The sequence below is a fragment of the Phragmitibacter flavus genome, assembly GCF_005780165.1.
Taxonomy (GTDB): Bacteria; Verrucomicrobiota; Verrucomicrobiia; order Verrucomicrobiales; family Verrucomicrobiaceae; genus Phragmitibacter; species Phragmitibacter flavus.
The window spans coordinates 56,281-73,891 of the sequence record NZ_VAUV01000020.1; the positions used below are offsets into that span (position 1 = coordinate 56,281).

At 60.6% G+C, this 17,611-nt stretch carries 14 protein-coding genes; 1 reads left to right on the top strand and 13 read right to left on the bottom strand.

The features are described 5' to 3' along the window. Positions 1 to 68 precede the first annotated feature (68 nt). The 7 genes from FEM03_RS21330 to FEM03_RS21360 all read right to left on the bottom strand — a co-directional run bounded on the left by FEM03_RS21330 (position 69) and on the right by FEM03_RS21360 (position 8,846). Positions 69 to 1,517, bottom strand: a complete 1,449-nt coding sequence (locus FEM03_RS21330) for a DUF1501 domain-containing protein (RefSeq protein WP_138088339.1) — start codon at positions 1,515 to 1,517, stop codon at positions 69 to 71. 224 nt (positions 1,518 to 1,741) lie between these two features. Further along, positions 1,742 to 4,285 carry a PSD1 and planctomycete cytochrome C domain-containing protein gene (locus FEM03_RS21335; protein WP_240772869.1) on the bottom strand — a complete coding sequence of 848 codons (2,544 nt, stop codon included), beginning with the start codon at positions 4,283 to 4,285 and terminating at the stop codon, positions 1,742 to 1,744. Between the two features lie 119 nt (positions 4,286 to 4,404). Continuing rightward, positions 4,405 to 5,055, bottom strand: coding sequence for a response regulator transcription factor (locus tag FEM03_RS21340; protein ID WP_138088340.1), 651 nt, complete (start codon positions 5,053 to 5,055; stop codon positions 4,405 to 4,407). 88 nt (positions 5,056 to 5,143) lie between these two features. Next, positions 5,144 to 7,138: a histidine kinase gene (locus FEM03_RS21345; protein ID WP_138088341.1), complete on the bottom strand. Its 1,995-nt coding sequence runs from the start codon at positions 7,136 to 7,138 to the stop codon at positions 5,144 to 5,146. Positions 7,139 to 7,416: 278 nt separating this feature from the next. Further along, on the bottom strand, positions 7,417 to 8,079 hold the full coding sequence (locus FEM03_RS21350; RefSeq protein ID WP_138088342.1) for an ABC transporter ATP-binding protein: 663 nt from the start codon (positions 8,077 to 8,079) through the stop codon (positions 7,417 to 7,419). Between the two features lie 63 nt (positions 8,080 to 8,142). After that, positions 8,143 to 8,547, bottom strand: coding sequence for a TA system VapC family ribonuclease toxin (locus FEM03_RS21355; protein ID WP_138088343.1), 405 nt, complete (start codon positions 8,545 to 8,547; stop codon positions 8,143 to 8,145). After that, entirely contained in the window at positions 8,544 to 8,846 is a 303-nt protein-coding gene (locus FEM03_RS21360) for a hypothetical protein (protein WP_138088344.1), read from the bottom strand. The genes FEM03_RS21355 and FEM03_RS21360 overlap by 4 nt, the downstream gene beginning before the upstream one ends. A gap of 103 nt (positions 8,847 to 8,949) precedes the next feature. Here FEM03_RS21360 and FEM03_RS21365 point away from each other — a divergent pair, with 103 nt between their 5' ends. After that, on the top strand, positions 8,950 to 9,759 hold the full coding sequence (locus tag FEM03_RS21365) for a glycerophosphodiester phosphodiesterase family protein (protein ID WP_138088345.1): 810 nt from the start codon (positions 8,950 to 8,952) through the stop codon (positions 9,757 to 9,759). A gap of 24 nt (positions 9,760 to 9,783) precedes the next feature. Here the strand turns inward: FEM03_RS21365 and FEM03_RS21370 are convergent, their stop codons facing one another. The 6 genes from FEM03_RS21370 to FEM03_RS21395 all read right to left on the bottom strand — a co-directional run bounded on the left by FEM03_RS21370 (position 9,784) and on the right by FEM03_RS21395 (position 17,570). Further along, positions 9,784 to 10,401 (bottom strand): LON peptidase substrate-binding domain-containing protein, encoded by a 618-nt coding sequence (locus FEM03_RS21370; protein WP_138088346.1) that lies wholly within the window; start codon positions 10,399 to 10,401, stop codon positions 9,784 to 9,786. A gap of 221 nt (positions 10,402 to 10,622) precedes the next feature. Beyond that, on the bottom strand, positions 10,623 to 11,894 hold the full coding sequence (locus tag FEM03_RS21375) for a DUF1501 domain-containing protein (protein WP_138088347.1): 1,272 nt from the start codon (positions 11,892 to 11,894) through the stop codon (positions 10,623 to 10,625). 199 nt (positions 11,895 to 12,093) lie between these two features. Beyond that, a complete protein-coding gene (locus FEM03_RS21380; RefSeq protein ID WP_138088348.1) occupies positions 12,094 to 14,877 on the bottom strand; it encodes a beta strand repeat-containing protein in 2,784 nt (927 codons plus the stop codon). A 116-nt stretch (positions 14,878 to 14,993) separates the two neighbouring features. Then, a complete protein-coding gene (locus tag FEM03_RS21385) occupies positions 14,994 to 16,238 on the bottom strand; it encodes a polysaccharide pyruvyl transferase family protein (RefSeq protein ID WP_138088349.1) in 1,245 nt (414 codons plus the stop codon). A 32-nt stretch (positions 16,239 to 16,270) separates the two neighbouring features. Further along, complete coding sequence (locus tag FEM03_RS21390; protein ID WP_138088350.1) at positions 16,271 to 16,987, bottom strand: NlpC/P60 family protein; 717 nt, start codon at positions 16,985 to 16,987, stop codon at positions 16,271 to 16,273. A gap of 178 nt (positions 16,988 to 17,165) precedes the next feature. Further along, on the bottom strand, positions 17,166 to 17,570 hold the full coding sequence (locus tag FEM03_RS21395; protein WP_138088351.1) for a hypothetical protein: 405 nt from the start codon (positions 17,568 to 17,570) through the stop codon (positions 17,166 to 17,168). Positions 17,571 to 17,611 lie beyond the last annotated feature (41 nt).

Here is a 17,611-nt window from a genome sequence, read left to right on the forward strand (position 1 = left end):
TTTCCAGATGCGTGTGCTCCCCATGATTGGACGGCAGGACTGAGAGGGACAGGAATGTCCCTCCTCCTTTAGGCCAGGATGCCTTTGACGACGTGGCCGTGGACGTCGGTGAGGCGGAACTGGCGGCCTTGGTAGCGATAGGTGAGTTTGGTGTGGTCGATGCCGAGGAGGTGGAGAATGGTGGCCTGGTGGTCGTGGACGTGGACGGGGTCCTGAGTGATGTTCCAGGCGAAGTCGTCGGTGGCACCGTGGACGTGCCCGGCTTTGACGCCGCCGCCAGCCATCCAGAGGGAGAAGGCTTTGCCGAAGTGGTCGCGGCCTTTGGGATTGGTGGGGTCGCCTTGACCGAAGGGGGTGCGGCCGAATTCACCGCCCCAGATGACGAGGGTGTCGTCGAGGAGGCCGCGTTGTTTGAGGTCGGTGACGAGGGCGGCGGAGGGTTGGTCGGTGTCTTTGCACTGGATGGCAAGCTGGGTGTGGAGGTTGTTGTGCTGGTCCCAACCGGCGTGCATGAGCTGGACGAAGCGGGTGCCGCGTTCGATGAGGCGGCGGGCCATGAGACAGTTGTTGGCGAAGCTGCCTTTCTCGAGGACGTCGGGGCCGTAGAGGTCGAGGATATGTTGGGGTTCGTCGCTTAGATCGAGGAGATCGGGCACGCTGGTTTGCATGCGATAGGCCATTTCGTATTGGCTGATGCGGGTGTCGATTTCGGGGTCGCCGTAGTCGGCGAGGTGGGCCTGGTTGATGGAGCGGATGTCGTCGAGAAGGGAGCGACGGGCGGCCTGGCTGACGCCGTTGGGATTGGTGAGATAGGGGACGGGATCGCCGGTGCTGCGGAAGCGCACGCCCTGGTAGCGGCTGGGGAGGAAGCCGGAGCCCCAGTAGTAGTCGAAGAAGAGCTGGCCGCAGGATTTTTGGCGGTCGGACGAGGTCATGACGACGAAGGCGGGGAGGTCTTCGGATTCGGAACCGAGGCCGTAGGTGGTCCAGGCGCCGAGGCTGGGGCGGCCGGGGATTTGGGAGCCGGTGAGGAAAAAGGTGACGCCGGGGGCATGGTTGACGGCCTCAGTGTTCATGGAACGGATGAGGCAGAGGTCGTCGGCGATGGCGGCGGTGTGGGGCAGCATGTCGCTGATTTCGATGCCGGATTTGCCGTTTTTGCGGAAGGGCTTGAGGGCGGGGATGATGGGCCAGGCTTTGTTGCCGGAGGTCATGGTGGAGAGGCGGGTGGTGCCGCGGATGCTCTCGGGGAGGTCCTGCATGGCCATCTTTTGCAGGAGGGGTTTGGGATCAAAGAGGTCGACGTGGGAGGGTCCGCCGCCTTGCCAGAGGTAGATGACGCGTTTGGCGTGAGGGGTGGAGGTGGGGTAGCCGGGGATGGCGGGGGCGTTGCTGTTGCCGGCAAGGGCGTCGTTTTTGATGAGGCTGGAGAGGGCGGCAATGCCGAGGCCGGTGGCCGTTTTGCCGAAGAGTTGGCGTCGGGTGACACGGGCTTGGTTGAGCTGGATGGGGTCCATAGAAAGGCTAAAGGCTAAAGGCGAAAGGATAAAGGGTGCTTCGGCTGGATCGTCCTCGTTCTCCTACTCGTCCTCGGATGGGGACTTTGGGTGGGGAGTAGGAGGAGGAGTAAGAGTAAGAGGAGGAGTGGGGTGAGCGCTGGGTGGTTTGGAGACGGGTGAGCGTTTTTTGGCGCGGGGGGTCGAGGACGAGTAGGAGAACGAGGACGAGGACGAGTTTTGAGTTATTCGCGTGTTAGGGCGGCGTCGAGGTTGAGGATGGCAAGGCAGACAGAGGTCCAGGCGGCGTGGTGAGAGGCGTCGAGTTCGGGGGATGTGGGAGTTGCGCCGACGGTGAGGAGTTTTTTGGCGGCGGAGGGATCGGATTGAAAATGTTCGAGCTGGCGGTCGAGCATCTGGCGGAGGCGGGAGAGGTCGGCAGTGGTGGGTTCGCGACTGATGCAGTGCTGCCAGGCGAGGGTGAGACGGATGTCCGTATCGGCGGTCTGGCGGATGAGGTTGGCGGCGAGGACGCGGGAGGCTTCGACCCAGGTGGGGTCGTTGAGGGTGGTGAGGGCGTGGAGGGGGGTGTTGGTGAGGCTGGGTTTGACGTTGCAGATTTGGCGGGTGGAGGCGTCGAACATGTTGGCGGGGGCGACGGTGCGACGCCAGAAGGTGTAGAGACTGCGGCGGTAGAGGTCGGAGCCGGTGGATTGGGGATAGGTGAAGTCGCGTTCTTTGGTTATGGCGAGTCCGTCCCAGATGCCTTCGGGTTGATAGGGGTAGACAGGTTTGCCGTTGAGTTGAGGGTTGAGCAGGCCGCTGGCGCTGAGGGCGAGGTCACGCAGGATCATGGAAGGGAGGCGCAGACGGCTGGCGCGGGCCATGAGGCGGTTGTCGCGGTCGTGTTCGAGCTGCTGCGGGGTGATGCGGCTGCTTTGGCGGTAGGTATGGCTGGTGACGATGAGGCGGTGGAGGGGTTTGATGCGCCAGCCGTTGTCGCGGAATTCGACGGCGAGCCAGTCGAGGAGGTCTTGATGGATGGGGACTTCGCTTTGGACGCCGAGGTCTTCGGAGGTTTTGACGAGGCCGGTGCCGAAGAAGTGCTGCCACATGCGGTTGACCTGGACGCGGGCGGTGAGGGGATGTTCGGGAAGAAAAAGCCACTGGGCGATGCCAAGGCGGTTTTTGGGGGCGTCGGCGGGGAGCGGGGGGAGGAAGGCGGGGGTGTTGATGGTGACTTTTTCGGTGGGGCTGAGGTAGTCGCCGCGGTCGAGGACGTGGGTTTCGCGCGGTTGTTTTTCGTCCATAATCATGACGCGAGGCAGTTCGTCCTTGGCGAAAGTTTCTTCGGCAAGTTTGGCGGCGACGATACGTTTGATGGGGTCGTGTCCTTTGAGTTTGGGGAGGCGGACGGAGTCGAATTCGACGCGAACGCGGCCTCCGGCATAGGTGTTGGGTTTGGTGTCGCGGGCGGCTTCGATGAGGCGTTTCCAGTTTTCTTCGAGGGGGTCGGTGGAGGCAAGGATTTGGTCCTCCCACTTGAGCTGAAGCTGGTTGCGCTGGGATTCCCAATCGGGTTCGGCAGCGGTGATGGCGTCGGCGGTTTTTTGTTTGAGGGCGGCGAGGCCGAGGTCGAATTCTGGGGTTTTGAGTTCGAGCAGGGGAGGGGCGGAACGGATGCGGGAGCCGCCGCCGCCGGCGCGACCGGTTTCGGAGACGTTGTTGAAGGCAGCCATCAGGCTGAAGTAGTCGCGGTGGGTGATGGGGTCGTATTTGTGGTCGTGACATTGCGCGCAGGCGACGGTGAGCCCGAGCCAGGTGGTGCTGGTGACGTCGACGCGGTCGAAGAGGATGACGTTGCGTTGTTCTTCGGCAATGGCGCCGCCTTCGCCGTTGATGAGGTGGTTGCGGTTGAAGGCGGTGGCGATTTTTTGGTCGTTGGTGGGATTAGGAAGGAGGTCGCCGGCGAGTTGTTCGATGCTGAACTGGTCGAAGGGCATGTCGGCGTTGAGGGCTTTGACGACCCAGTCGCGCCAGATCCACTGGAAGGTGTCGCCGTCTTGTTGGAAGCCGTTGCTATCGGCGTAGCGCGCGGCGTCGAGCCAGGGGAGGGCCATGCGTTCGCCGTAGTGGGGGGATTGCAGGAGGCGGTCGACCACTTTCTCATAGGCGTCGGGGGAGGTGTCGGCGAGGAAGGCGTTGAGTTCGTCGAGGGTGGGGGGGAGGCCGGTGAGGTCGAGGGTGACGCGACGCAGGAGGGTGGAGCGGTCGGCTTCGGGGGAGGGCTGAAGGTGATGTTCGCGTAATTTGGCGAGGACGAAGCGGTCGATTTCGTTGCGGATGGGGCCGCTGATGTCGGTGGGGACGGCGGGTCGGGTCGGGGCTTCGAAAGCCCAGTGGTTTTCGAAGGGGGCACCTTGGGCGACCCATTCGATGATGAGGTCTTTTTGGGATTGGGTGAGGGTGCGATGGGAGTCGGGTGGGGGCATCAACTCGTCGGCATCGTCGCTGAGGATGCGTTGGATGAGCCGGCTTTCGTCGGGTTTGCCGGGGATGATGTTGCCATCGGCACGCTGACCTTTGAGGGTGTTGAGTTGAAGGTCGGCTTTGCGTTGGTTGCCGTCTTGGCCGTGGCAGTAGAAGCAGTTTTCCGAGAGGATGGGGCGGATGTCGCGATTGTATGAAATGGGGGCGGGTGCGGCAGACGCGGGTCCTGCCAAGGTCATGATCACAGTGCAGAGCACGGCGATGGTATGGTTGGAGATGAGAAGGCGCGGAAGAAGCATCACTACATCTTACGATGGATGCAGGTGGCTTCCTACTTACTGGAGTTCGTAAACGGGAAAGGGGCCGATTGGTTTTTTCGGGAGCCCGTGAACGGTGCGGAGAGGATGATGGAAGGAGGCTATCGTTTTACGATGCCGTCTTTCATGGCGATGGAGATGGCGGAGGCGAGGCAGTTGACGTGCAGCTTTTTGTAGATGCAGCGCATGATGTAGTCGGTGGTGTGGGGGTTGAGGTCGAGCTGGTCGGCGATTTGTTTGCGGGCGAGGCCGTCGACCATGAGTTCGAGCACGGCGATTTCGCGGTCGGTCAAATCGTGCTCAGGGCTGGGTGGGACAGTGCGAGGCGGCGCTGATTTGGTGAGCATTTCAAGAACGCGGCGGGCGACGCGGGGATTCATGGGGGATCCGCCGGCGAGGGCTTGTTCGATGGCGGCGATGACTTGTTTGGCAGGCTCGGATTTGAGCAGGTAGCCGGAGGCTCCGGCGCAGACGGCGCGGAAGATTTTGTCATCGTCCTCAAACACCGTGAGCATGAGGATGGTGGTGTCGGGAGCGATTTGTTTGATGCGGGTGATGCCTTCGATGCCGTCCATGCCGGGAAGTCCGATGTCGAGGAGAATGGTTTCGGGAGGGTTGTTGGAGAGAAGCGCGAGGGCGTCTTCGCAGCGACGGAAACTTTGGATGTCGGTGAAGATGGGGTGTTGGGCAAGCACGCGCTCAATGCCCCGGCGGAACGCGGGGTTGTCTTCGATGATCCAGACGGAGGGCACTTTGAAAGGCTAAAGGCTAAAGGCTAAAGGATAAAGTAGGAATGATGCACGATGGTTGATGGATGGGAAGTAGGAGCAAGAGTAAGATTTACTGGATGGGGGCGGTGAGGTGGATTTGGGTGCCGGGAGTGTTGAGATCGGAAGTGATGGTCATGCGGGCGTGCAGGGTTTTGGCGCGTTGCTTCATGCTGGTGAGGCCCATGCCGTTGGATTTTTGCTGAGGATCGAATCCGCGACCGTCGTCGGTGATGATGAGGATGAGATTTTGTTCGTCGAACTCAAGTGAGAGGGTGACGTGTTTGGCTTGGGCATGGCGGGCAATGTTGGTGAGGGCTTCTTTGAAAAGAAGGAAGACCTGACGGCGGGATTCGGCGGGCCAGGTGGTGGGGGCTTGGTCGGGAAGCTGGGTCCAGTTGACGGTAAGGCCGGTGAGGAGTCGGTTGGCGGTGCGTTTGAGAAGGGTGATGAGGTCGGGTCCAGATTCGGCGCGGGCGCCGACGAGCCAGAGCACTTCGCGCATGGCTTCAGTGGTTTCTTGGGCGATGCGGTTGATTTCCTGGAGGTCTTCTTTTTGAGCGCTGGGACTGTCGGGCTGGGTGGCGGCGGTTTCGCTGATCATGGCAATGCCGGCGATGTTGCTGCCGATTTCATCGTGAAGGTCTTGGGCGAGGCGGTTGCGCAGATTGAGCAGGGCGCGGGTGCGGGATCGGCGTTCGAAGATGGCGAAGGTGATGCCGGCGATGGGGAGGATGAGGGCGAGAGAGGCGGCAAGGGTCCAGGCGCGACGGCGGGCGCGGTCTTCAATTTCGGTGTGTTGGGATTGGAGGTCGGAGAGCTGGTCCTGGAGTTGTCGGCGGGATTGCCAGCGTTCGAGCCATTGGGGGAGCGGCAGCAGGTGACCGTAGCTGGTGTGGCCATCGACGATGAGGGAAGGGGGGCGTTTTTCGGGGCGATCGGAGCGGTCGGGGCTTGAAGTGACGGTGGCGGCGGGGGCGAGGTTTTGATGGTTGGAGAAGATTTCGATTTCGGAGAGGCCGAAGGAGTTGCGGCGGCCGGGGGCGTCCTGGATCATGAGGACGCGCAGGTGTCGTCCGCTGAGTTGGTTGACGGGGGTGGTGACGGGATTGTTGCCGGGGTTGGGAAAGTCTTCGTTGGTGGCGTCGAGGAGAACGGTGGGATTGGTGAAGTCAGGGGCGTCGGAGAGTTCGACCCGGAAGCGGAGGGGAAAGGCGAAGCCGGGGACGTCGGCACCGAGTCGGGCGTGGACGGGGTGGAGTCGGACTTCGTCGATGGGTTGAGACTTACCGAGGTCGATGGCGATCCATGCGGGTTCAGCGGGGCTGGTCTGGTCGGCGAAGAGTCCGTCGTAGGGAAGAAGGTGGCGTTCGATGGGAGGGCCGAGGGGGGATCGTCCGTCGATGAGGTTTTTGAGGTTCCAACGCGGGGGGAGGGTGGTGGAGTTGGAGGCGGTGGCAGTGGTGGTTTTGTTGAGGGCGATGTTCTTGATGCCTTGAACGATCATGAGTTCGCTGAGGGCGAAGAAGTGGGTGCCGTTTTCTTCGGCGAGTTTGGTGACGGTGAGCCGGATGAACTGGCCACGGAGACCGCGGGCGCGAAAGACTGCGGGAGCGAGGCCGGGGGAGCGGAAGTCTTCTTCGGTGAAAACGGCGAGCGGGGTGAAGGTGGTGAAGGCGGGGTCGTCGGAGATGTCGATGCGGAAGCGGCGGGGGAAGCCGTAGGTCTTTTGTTCGCCGGGTTGCCAGTCGACGAGGGCGGGGACGAGAACCACCCAATCGATGGGTTGGGAGGTGCCGAGGTCGATTTGAATCCACGGTGAGGTGGGGGGCGGGGTTTGCAGTTGCTGGTGCTGGTAGCCGAGTTCGGCGGTGGTTTGAGCCATGACGGGGACGCCGAGTTGGGTGAGGGCGTCGCGGGTGGATTGGATTTGGGTTTCGAGAGTGCGGAGGTCACGGCTGAACCAACGCAGCCAGGTGCTTTCCGTTTCCTGGGCTGTGGCGGAAATGGTGGACAGCGTGAGAAGGAGGCTGAGAAGAGATAGGCGGATGACGAGGGAGGTGGGCACGGGTTTGGGTTTGGGATCGTCCTCGTCCTCCTACTCGAACTCGTCCTCGATTGTGGAAGGGGATGCCGGAGAGGGTGGCCGTCGGATGTCTTGGCGTGATTTGAAAAGGTTTCTGGCGGATGGTCAGCGCGGTGGTCGAGGACGAGTTCGAGTAGGAGGACGAGGACGAGGACGAGTTTTTGAAAAGGGAACGAGGGGTGGTCTGCTGGCGCTGGGTGATGGTGGAGCGCAGCGTGGGGAGTAGGAGGAGGAGTAAGAGGAAGAGGAGGATTTTCTCTTTAGGCGGCAAGTTGGCCGTTCTCGATAATGAGGGTGCGGTCGCCGCGAGTGGCGAGTTGGGCGTCGTGAGTCACCACGACGAGGGTGCGGTTGGATTCCTCAATGATGCCGAAAAGAAGATCGATGATTTGCTTGCCGTTTTGGGCATCGAGGTTGCCGGTGGGTTCATCGGCGAGGATGATTTTGGGATCGTTGATGAGGGCGCGGGCGAGGGCGACGCGTTGTTGTTCGCCACCGGAGAGTTCGGTGGGGAGGTGTTGAAGTCGTTCGCCTAGGCCCACGCGTTCGAGGAGCTGGCTGGCGCGTTCGAGGGCGGGTTTTCCTCGGATGAGCGAGGGAAGGGCGACGTTTTCGAGGGCGGTGAGGTCAGGGATGAGGTGGTAGTTTTGAAAAACGAAGCCGAGGGACTGGTTGCGGATGTGGGCGCGTTGATTTTTGCTGGCGGCGTAGAGAGGCTGGCCGTTGATGAGGACGTCGCCGGAGGTGGGTTTTTCGAGTCCGCCCATGGTGTAAAGAAGGGTGGTTTTGCCGGCTCCAGAGGCACCGCGAAGGAAGACTTTCTCGCCGTGCTCGACGTCGAAGGTGAGGCCGCGAAGGACATGGATTTCATGGCCAGCGAGGTGGTAACGACGATGGAGGTCTTTGACGGTGAGGGCGGGCATAATGAAAGGATAAAGGATAAGGGATAAAGGCTAATCACTGAGCCTTGGGAGGAATGCGGTGGGTTAGACGGGGACGAGTTGGGTGGAGTGGGGCCAGAGGACGGAGAGGGCGAGGTCGAGGGTGGCGAGTTTGGCTCCTTTGCGGTGGGCGAGTTCGGCGAGCCAGGCGTCGGTGATCTGACGGTGGCCGCTGAGGCGGGTGGGGTCAATGGCGGTGTAAGAGAAGGAGTCGGTCCAGAAGACGTGCCGGGGATGGGCGTGGAGGGAGGTGAGGGCGGCCCAGGCGGCGGCGATGGATTTGTCTTGGGCGTGCTGAAGGTGAAGTCGTAGAAGGGTGCCTTCGGTGATGGGACAGGTGGCAATGGAGTCGAGTCGGAGGCTCGCGAGCCAATGGTGAACCCGTTCATGATGAGGATGACCGGGAAGCGTCATTGCGACGAGAACACTGCCATCAAGGAGCCAGGTCATGATTGCATGGCTTTTTCTATTTGTTCGGGCGTGAGGCCCATGAGTTCGAGGTGGCGGACGTCTTCGTCTTCAATACTGCGGCGGATGTCTTCTTCGGTGAGTGGGCGGCCATCGCCTTTTGAAACAGGGAAACCCGAAATTGGATGAATGCCCTGTGAGTGAGGAATTGATTGGATGGCGGGTTGGCGAGTATGACGAAGCAAATCACTGATGGCCTTGCTGATGGAAAGCTTGGAAGTGACGGCGTGGGCACGGGCCATAGCATAGAGATCGTCGTCAAGATTGATGGTGAGTCTCATGGGTGCATTATGGTGCAGTGGTGCAGTGGTGTCAATTTCAGCGTGCACTGCCTTTTTGGTGGTGGGCTTGCAGGTTTGTTATGGGAGATGACGTTTGGTGAGGATGATGAAGGTTTTTGTTGCAGCTTTGTTGTTGGTTTTGTTTGGTGGTGGGGTGAAGCATGCCACGGCGACTGAGATCATTGCTCATCGGGGCTTTTCGCTGCGGGCTCCGGAGAATACGGTGGCGGCTTTGAATCTGGCGTGGGAGCACAAGGCGGATGCTTGTGAGTTCGATATTCTGTTGTCAGCGGATGGGCAGATGGTGCTGATGCATGACAAGGACACGTTGAAAACGGGGGGCAAGCCGGGGTTGGTGGTGGCGCAGACGGCGGCTGCGGATTTGTTCAAGCTGGATGTGGGGAGTTGGAAGGGGGAGACGTGGAAGGGCGAGCGGGTGCCGACGTTGACGCAGGCTTTGGCGACGTTGCCGGTGGGGCATCAAAGGGCGTTCATCGAGATCAAGTGCGGCGTGGAGATTGTGCCGGCTTTGCAGAGGGAGTTGGAAGGAATGAGGTTGAGGGCGAAGCAGTTGGTGGTGATGTGTTTTGAGAGGGCGGTGGTGGCGGAAGTGAAAGAGGCGATGCCGTGGTTGAAGGTTTATCGATTGTCTTCGGCGAAGGACAAACAGAGGAGGGCGATCCCGGTGGAGAGGGTGATTGAAGAGTCGCGTGAGGATGGATTGGACGGGATTTCGTTGAGCAAGGATTTTCCGTGGTCGGATGCCTTGGTGAAGAAGGTGAAGGACGCGGGAATGGAGTTGTATGTGTGGACGGTGAATGATCCAGCACTGGCGTCGCTGGTGGCGAAGGCGGGCGTGGATGGAATCATCACGGATGATCCGGTGATGGTGCGCGAGCTGTTGGAAAAGTAGGTTGTCGCTCGGCTGGAGTGGCGGCTACTTGGCGCTCGGTTTATGTTTTTCAAGGGCTTCGATGATCAGTTCGAAGCGGCGTTGCACGTTGGCTTCTCCGAGCAGCTTTTGCTGAAGGGTGGGGCAGCGGGTGAAGTGATAGCTGAGGACGTCGGCAACGAGTTCGAGGTCTTCGCTTTCGGCGAGGGTGTCGCGAAGCTGGCTGGCGGTTTCGCCGTGTTGGGAAAAAAGGTCGAGCACGCGGTCTTTGAGAAGGCGCGTCTGTTCGAAATTGCCTTGGATGGAGACGATGGGCTCGATGGAGGCGATGGGGAAAGGGCGCTGCTGGAGCCAGCCGGTGAAGCGGATGCGCTGGAGGCCGAGGAGGAGAAGGTGGGAGGTGCCGTCGTCCTGACGGACGCAGGCGCGGACAAGGCCGGCGGTGGAGCAGGGGCTGATGTCTTTATCGCCCTCTCCGGTGCGATTGCCGATGCAGAAGATGCGGTTGGAGCCGAGCAAATGATCGAGCATTTTGCGGTAACGCTCTTCAAAGATGTAGAGGGGAAGCAGGCAGCCGGGGAAGAGATGGCAATCGGGTAGAACCATGACCGGGATTTCGCCGGGCAAGGGTGGGGAAGAGTCGATTTCGGGGTTGGTGGCCATCGCGTATGATTACGATGGACGGGTTGCAAAGGTTTGCAGTGAATGTGTTTGGCAGGAGATTGCCAAAGGTCGAGGAATGGGACGGGCTTTTGGAGTGCGGAGATTTTCTCCGCTTTGGAGTGGTGGATGGGCCGAACCGGTGATGCGTTTGGCGTCGCTTCAACCCCGGAGTGTGAATAGCTCAATCGATGAGAGCGAAGTGAAACTTCGCGGTCCTTTGTTTAACTGAACAATCTGGCGATGGGCTTGCCGCCGTCGGTGATCGGGACGGGGCGGCCGGCGTCGTGGAGTTCTTTGGAAGGGTCGATGCCGAGCGCGGCGTGAATGGTGGCGTGGTAGTCGGGGACGGAGACGGGGTTTTCGAGGATCTCTTTGCCGAGCTCATCGGTGACGCCGTAAGCGCCGCAATGGTTGAGTCCGCCACCCGCGAGCAGGAGGCTGAAGCTGGTGCCTTGATGGCCGCGTCCGCCGCCGCCGTCGAAGCTGGAAGGGCGACCAAATTCGGTGCCGAGGGCAATCAAGGTTTTGTCGAGGAGCTTTTTGTCTTCGAGGTCTGCAATAAGGGCGGCGAGGGCGGTGTCGAGGTCCTGGATGAGGAGGTGCTGGTTGAGCTGGCCTTCGTTGTGGGTGTCCCAGCCGGTGCCGTTGACGAAGTTGAGGTTGTGGGAGACTTCGATGAAACGCACGCCTGCCTGGACGAGGCGACGGGAGAGGAGGCAGCGCTGGCCGAATTCGCTGCCGTAGGCTTCGCGCAGGGCGGCGGGTTCTTCCTTGAGGTTGAAGTTGCGCATGAAGGTGGGTCCGGCGAGGCGCAGGGCTTGTTGCTGGACTTCTTCGTAAGCGGCGAGGGCGGAGTCGTCGGGGATCTCGGTATTGAACTGGTTAAGAAGTTGCTGGCGGCGTTCGATGCGGCTGGTTTGCAGTCCGGCGGGACGGGAGAATCCGGCGGGGCCGCTGTCCGTGTCGGTGAGGTAGATGTAGCCGTGTTTGGGTCCGAGGTAGCCGGGGCCGCGGCTGACGTTCGGATAGCCGATGAGCATGTAGGCGGGGGCGTCGTCGCTGGCGGAACCGCGCTGGTGGGCAACGAGGGAACCAATGGACGGGTAGGTGACGGTGCCGCTGATCATGCGTCCGGTGTGGACGACGTTGGTGGCGAAGGCGTGTTCGTCGACGATGCGGTGATTGACGGTGCGGACGACGGTGCAGCGGTCGGCGAGTTTGGCGGTTTTGGCGAGGTGTTCGGTGTATTGGACACCGGGAACGGCGGTATCGATGGCGGCGTAGTCCGAGCCCGCGATTTTCGGGGTGGACTTGGGATTGCCGCGTTGTTTGGGGTCAAAGGTATCGACCTGGGACATGCCGCCGCCGAGCCAGATGAAGATGCAGTGTTCGGCCTTGCCCTTGGGCATGTGGGCGATGGAGGAGGCTTGCGACAGAGAGGGGGCGAACGCGGCTGCGGCGGTGGCGGATTTGAGGAAGTGGCGGCGGTTCATGGGAAAGGCGGGGTGCGGAGTTGGGAAATTCGAAAGCGTGGCTGTGGGGAGTATACGGAGTTAGGGGGAAAATTTGTATGGAGTTTACCCCCCACTTTCGTGTGGAGTGTAGGATAAGGGGCGCTGCGCGTCCGGGTTCTCGGCAAGATGCCGAGAACGACACGCAGGATGCGTGTGCTCCCCTCCTTGACGAATGCTTTCAGCGATTGCGGCGGCGTAGGGCCAAAAGGGTAAAGCCGAGGACAAAAAGGAGCGCTCTAGATGGCTCGGGAACGTTGGCGACGGTGATGGTGCCGGTGGTGTAGAGGGCGCTGGTGTCCCAGGCGTAGAGGGCGGTATTGAGAGTAGGCAGGACGAGGCTGGCAAAGGTGCCGGTGCGATTGGTGACGCCGGTCCAGTCGATGATTTGCCAAGAGTTGCCGAGGGTCCAGGTGGTGGAGGTGCCGGTGGTGTCAAAGACTTCCAGGATGCCGCCGACAGTTGTGGCTCCGTTGCTGACGAGTTTGAGCCGGTCGGCTTCAGTGGAAACGATGCCGGCGGTGTTGGCGAAGATGTCGACCTGAACGGTGCCGTTGAGGGCGATGTCGACGGTGGTGGCGGAACCGAGCAGGAGTTCGGAGGCGATGGCACCGCCGGTGGTTGTTTTGCGGGTGTTGCCGACCATCAGAAAGGTGCCTGTGCCGAGGGTGATGTCTTTGGAGTCAGCGCCGGTGATGCTGCCGGTTCCGCCGACGATGCTGGTGCCGTTGGCGGTGAAGTTGCCGAGGCCGGTGGCGGCGGTGCCGGCGCCGGGGGTGTTGCGGACGAGGAGGGTGCCGTCATCGACAATGGTGTCGCCGGTATGGGTGCTCGCGCCACGCAGGGTTTGGGTGCCGGTGCCGACTTTACGGAAGCCGAGAGCTGCTCCGGTGGCTCCATCGCCGGTGTAGGCGGCGTTGCCTGTTGAGGCGTTGCCGGCAAGCAAGGTGCCGTAGTCGCGCAGAATGCCTGCGAAATCACCGGTGGTGTTGCCGTTGCCGACGGTGAGGGTGGAGGTGGTGTTGGTGCGGTTGTTTTGAACGAAGTGGTTGGTGGCGCTGGCGCCGTTGAGGGCACCGATGTTTTGAGACGTGCCGAAGAGGTCGAGGATGGCGATGTTGGCGGCGGTGGCGAAGTTGAATTCGTTGCTGGTGTTGCCGAGCGTGCCGTTGCTGCTGACGGAGCCGTCGGACATGCGGATGATGCCGCGTTGGTGGCGGATGATTCCGGTGAAGTTGTTGCTGTTGTTGCCGATGGTGAGGACGGTGTAGCGGGGGTCGGTGCTGTTGGCGATGCCGGTGTAGTCGAAGCCGTTGGTGCCGGTGATTTGGCCGGTGATTTTGATGTCGCGGAGGTAGTTGGTGGCGTTGATGTTGTTGCGGGCGAGGGGATTGGTGGCGAGTTCGATGTTGCCGGAGAAGGACCAGGTTTGGGGGGTGAGGTCGGCATTGAGACCTTCGAACTGGATGAAGCCGCCGTTGAGACGGATATTTTTGGCGATGTTTTTGGTGCTGACGTAATTTTGCAGCGCGCCGCGGACAACAGGACCTCCAGTGGTGAGGGGGGTATTGGCGTTGATGTTGATGACGCCGCCAGCGACGTCGCCGAAGAAGTTGCCGTCGGCGTAGACGTGGCCTTGTTCGATGTTGATGTTGCGGACGTTGACGGCCTGGGTGTTGCTGGTGGCGCGCCAGCTGATGCCGGCGGCGTTGACGAAGGTGATGTCGTGATTGTTGGCGTTGATGTTGAGGATTCCCCAGCGGGCAGCTCCGGGGGTGGTGGAGAAGGTGGTGGCACCGGTCATGGTGATGTTGGTGAAGGGGTTGTCGGTGGCGCTGTAGGTGCCGGAAGAGGTGACGGCTCCGAGGTAGCCGCCGAAGACCAGGCCGGTGGTATCGACAATGCCTTTGCCGGTGACGGTGAGATTGTATCTTGAGGTGTAGGTTTGCAGGGCAGTATTGACGGTGTCGCGGCGCCAGTTGAGGTCGAGCGTAGCACCGTCCCGGACATCAATGAGATTGTTAGCTGCGCCGAAGGGGTTGGGGTTGAATCCGGTGTTGGCTTTGAGCATGCCAGCTTCGACGATAACGGTGCCTGTGAAGGTGTTGCTGGCCGACATGGATAGGGTGCCGAGGCCCTTTTTGATGAAGCCTTGATTGCCAGCGAGGGAGGTGGCGAAGGAGACGTTGTTGCCGTTGGTGTCGATGTTGTAGGCGGCTGTGTTGCTGGCCTGGGAGAATTGGGTAGAGAAGTCGGTGTTGATGCCGGTGCCGTATTGCAGGGTGCCGCCGGAGAAGATGATGCCGCTGGTGCCAAAGGCGGTGGCGGAATCGGCGCGAAGAATCCCTTCGCTGAGGCGTGTGAAGCCGGAGTAGGTGTTGGCTCCGGAGAGGGCGAGCAGGCCCGCGCCGGTTTTGTTGAGTCCACCAGTGGCGGCGCTGCCAGCAACGCCGGTGAGGCGCGCGTTGACGAGGATGCTGGAATTGGCGGCGGCGTTCCAGGTTTGGGCAACGAGGTTGTCGATGGGGGCGAGCAGGATGTCGAGGTTGGTGCCGAAGGTGAGGGCGGAACCGCTGTTGTTGCTGACGGCGTTGGCATTGCCGGTGAGGGTGAGGACGGGTCCGGCGGCAGCGACACCGATGGTGGTTTGGGTTCCGGCTCCCGTTTGCTGGATGGTGGCGGCGCTGAGGTTTTCGGTGAGGGTGAGGGTGTTGGTGCCGCCGGTTTGGAAGATGGCGTCGCTGCCAGTGGTCCAGCCGACCAGGGGAGCAGCGCTGCCATCGGAGGCGGTGTTCCAAGTCACGGTGGCGGCCGACCAGTTGGAGGAGCCCGCGTTGAGGGTTCCGTTGGCATTGACCGTGTCAAAATAAAGGGGGGCGGCGATTCCAGAAGGGGCGGCGGCAGCGGCGATGCAAAGACTTGCGCAGACTTTGAGGGCGAGGAGACGGGAACGGGAATGCTTCATGGGGCGGGCGGAACTTGGGGATTTAGGAGACGTCGTGGGAGGACGAGATTTTTCAGCTTAGAAAAATACGGTCGATAAGGAAAGTCAAAGCTGAGATTTTTTGATGGATGGTCGAGTTAAAGCAGGCGTTTGAGGATGGCGCATTGTTCGGCCTGGCGGGTCTGGATGTATTGGCGGGCTTTGTTTGCTTTGGCCTGGGCGGTGTTGGGGTCTTTGGCCATGGCAAGGATGGTGGGGACGAGGCGGGTGCGGTTTTCTTGGTTGTCGAGATCGAAGAGCCAGTCGCCGAGACCGATTTGTTCCCACATGAAACCTTTGGTGGTTTGTTCGACGAAACGGCAGACGATGGCGGGGATGCCGTTGCCGATACACATAATGGGGCTGTGCATTTCGCTGCCAAAGAGGCCGGCGCTGCGGACGTAGATGCTGAGGGCTTCGTCAGTGAGCCAGAATTTGTCGCGCCAGACAACGCGGGGTTTGAGTTCGTCGGGAAGCGGATCAAAAAGGAGCTCCTTGCCTTCCTGCATCTGGGTGGAGTCTTCGGGACAGATGAGGATTTTGTGGTCGGTTTCGCGGAGGATGGCGATGATGGCTTCGCGGAGCAGGACGTGGTCGTGCTCTTTCATTTCTTCGTTGCGACGATGTTTTTCCGGATGGAATTTGGTGCCGCGTTTGATGCGCCAGTAGGGGGCGTTGCGGAGGTTGGGAATGACGCAGAGGAACTTGCCTTCTTCGAGCTTGTTGGCTTGCAGGTAGGAGAGGGCGGTTTCGTCATTGCGGAGGTCGGTGGCGAAGGCGCCGTCGGGTCCAAATTCGATGATGGGGGATTTGACGTTCGCGTCTTTGACGACCTGGAGGGATTTGGGGTCGCGCAGGAAAACGAAGGAGGCGGTGTCGAGGAGGTCCTTGGTGTAGTCGTCGAGGCCGTTGTTGCTCATGATTTTGAGCCCGGGGTCGCCGGCGGGGGCCATGGTGATGCCGAAGATGCCGTAGGGCTTTTTGACTTCGTTTTTCCAGATGGCGACGTCGCGATGGGCGGTGAGGTAGGGGCCGGAGCCGTGGAGGAGGAAGTCGCAGGTGTCGATGATGCGGCGGTCTTTGGTGATGACGAGGTTGGGGAAGCGTTTGAGCAGCATGGGTTCGACGCCGTTGCTGACGTCGGAGGGCCAGAGGATAACTTCCACATTGGGGAGGTGTTTTTCGAGAATGGCGAGGACGCCAGGGGTGTGGCCGATGTCGCCGATGTTGACGGTTTGCCAGGAGGAGCGAAGGACGATGCGAGGTTTGCGGCCTTCGGCTTGGGCAGCGGCGATGGCGGGGATCGAAGCTAGGGCGGAGGTGAGAAAGTGGCGGCGCATCATAGGAAGGATAAAAGGCGAATGGATGAGTAAGGCTAGCGCGGGGAAGAAATGAGATTCCAGCGATGGGTGGTGACTTTGGCGTGGAACCAGCCGTTCTCGTCGGTGCGGCCGCTTTGGGTGAGGACTTTTCCTTTTTCGTTGTCGGCTTGAATCCATTGATCGTTGCCGAGATAGACGATGAGATGGGCCCCACCGCGGGTGATGGCGAGGTCGCCAGGAAGGAGATTGGTGTAGTCCATGGTCTTGATGGTTCCGCTGGTGCCAACGGGGGTGGTGCAGTTGCGATAACCCTTGGACAGGGCCAGGGCGCTGGCGTCGAACCACCAGTGTTGGAGAAAGGTCCGCAGGGCGTTGGAGTTGAGGTGGGAGAGGCCGTAGGTCAACAGAGCGTCGCGCAAGGCGCGGCGGGGGAGGCCGGAGCAATCGATGCCAAAGAAACTCTCGCCGCCCCACACGTAGCGAACGGATTCATATTTGGTGAGATTTCTGAGGTAGCTGGAGGTGAGTTGTTTGGTATCGACCGGGCGTGCTGGCAGGAGCAGGAGAACGGAGGGGATGACAGGGAGAAGCAGGAGGGTGAGACGCGCTGGACGACGGTTCCAGATGAGGTAGATCAAGCCCGACCAGAACGTCAGCAGCGCGGCAAGAAAGGCGAGTTTAAGCAGGGTGTTGCTGACGGGATTGAGCGTGAGGAGAACGACGGATGCCAGTGCGCCGATGGTGATGTAGAGAATCAGTCGGTGGAACATGACGGCGCGGCAATTTTCGCTGAGGACAAATGCCAGTAGAGCGAAAATCTTGGGCGCTGTCGATGGTGTATTGGCGCAATGCAAATGACCACCAGTTTGCAGGGCTCGATAGACGGGAGATTCAACTGTGGGTTTTGCTATGGAGGGCTGATGCTGAATCGAGCGATCACCGAGTCGTCTAATCCGAAGCCGCGGCTTTTCTGTATGCGGTGATCCACATGGCCCGCCAAGTTCCGTAGACAAAAAGGGCGAGACCGAGGTAAAACATGAAAGCAATCTCGGAACTTGCTTTTCCTGCGATTACAAACATGGCCCCCAGGACACAAGCAAGCACAGAGTTTCCATAGCCCACCTTTGTTTGCACTTTCAGCGCATTCTCCAATTTGGCGGTTGATCTCCGATTTGATTCGATGGACTGATGATAGGTTTCCATCGACATGATGATCTTTGAAACATCAGTTTCGCAGCGGCCTTTACATGCCAATCCTTTTCCTAAATCGACGAGATGTTCTTGTGAGACCGCTCTCAGGCAAGAGCGGCACAAACCGACGGCGTCTTGAGATGGATCGTAGAAACATTTCATGATCGTATGCCGGTCTTGTTCGGAAAGCCGGCCTGGAGTCC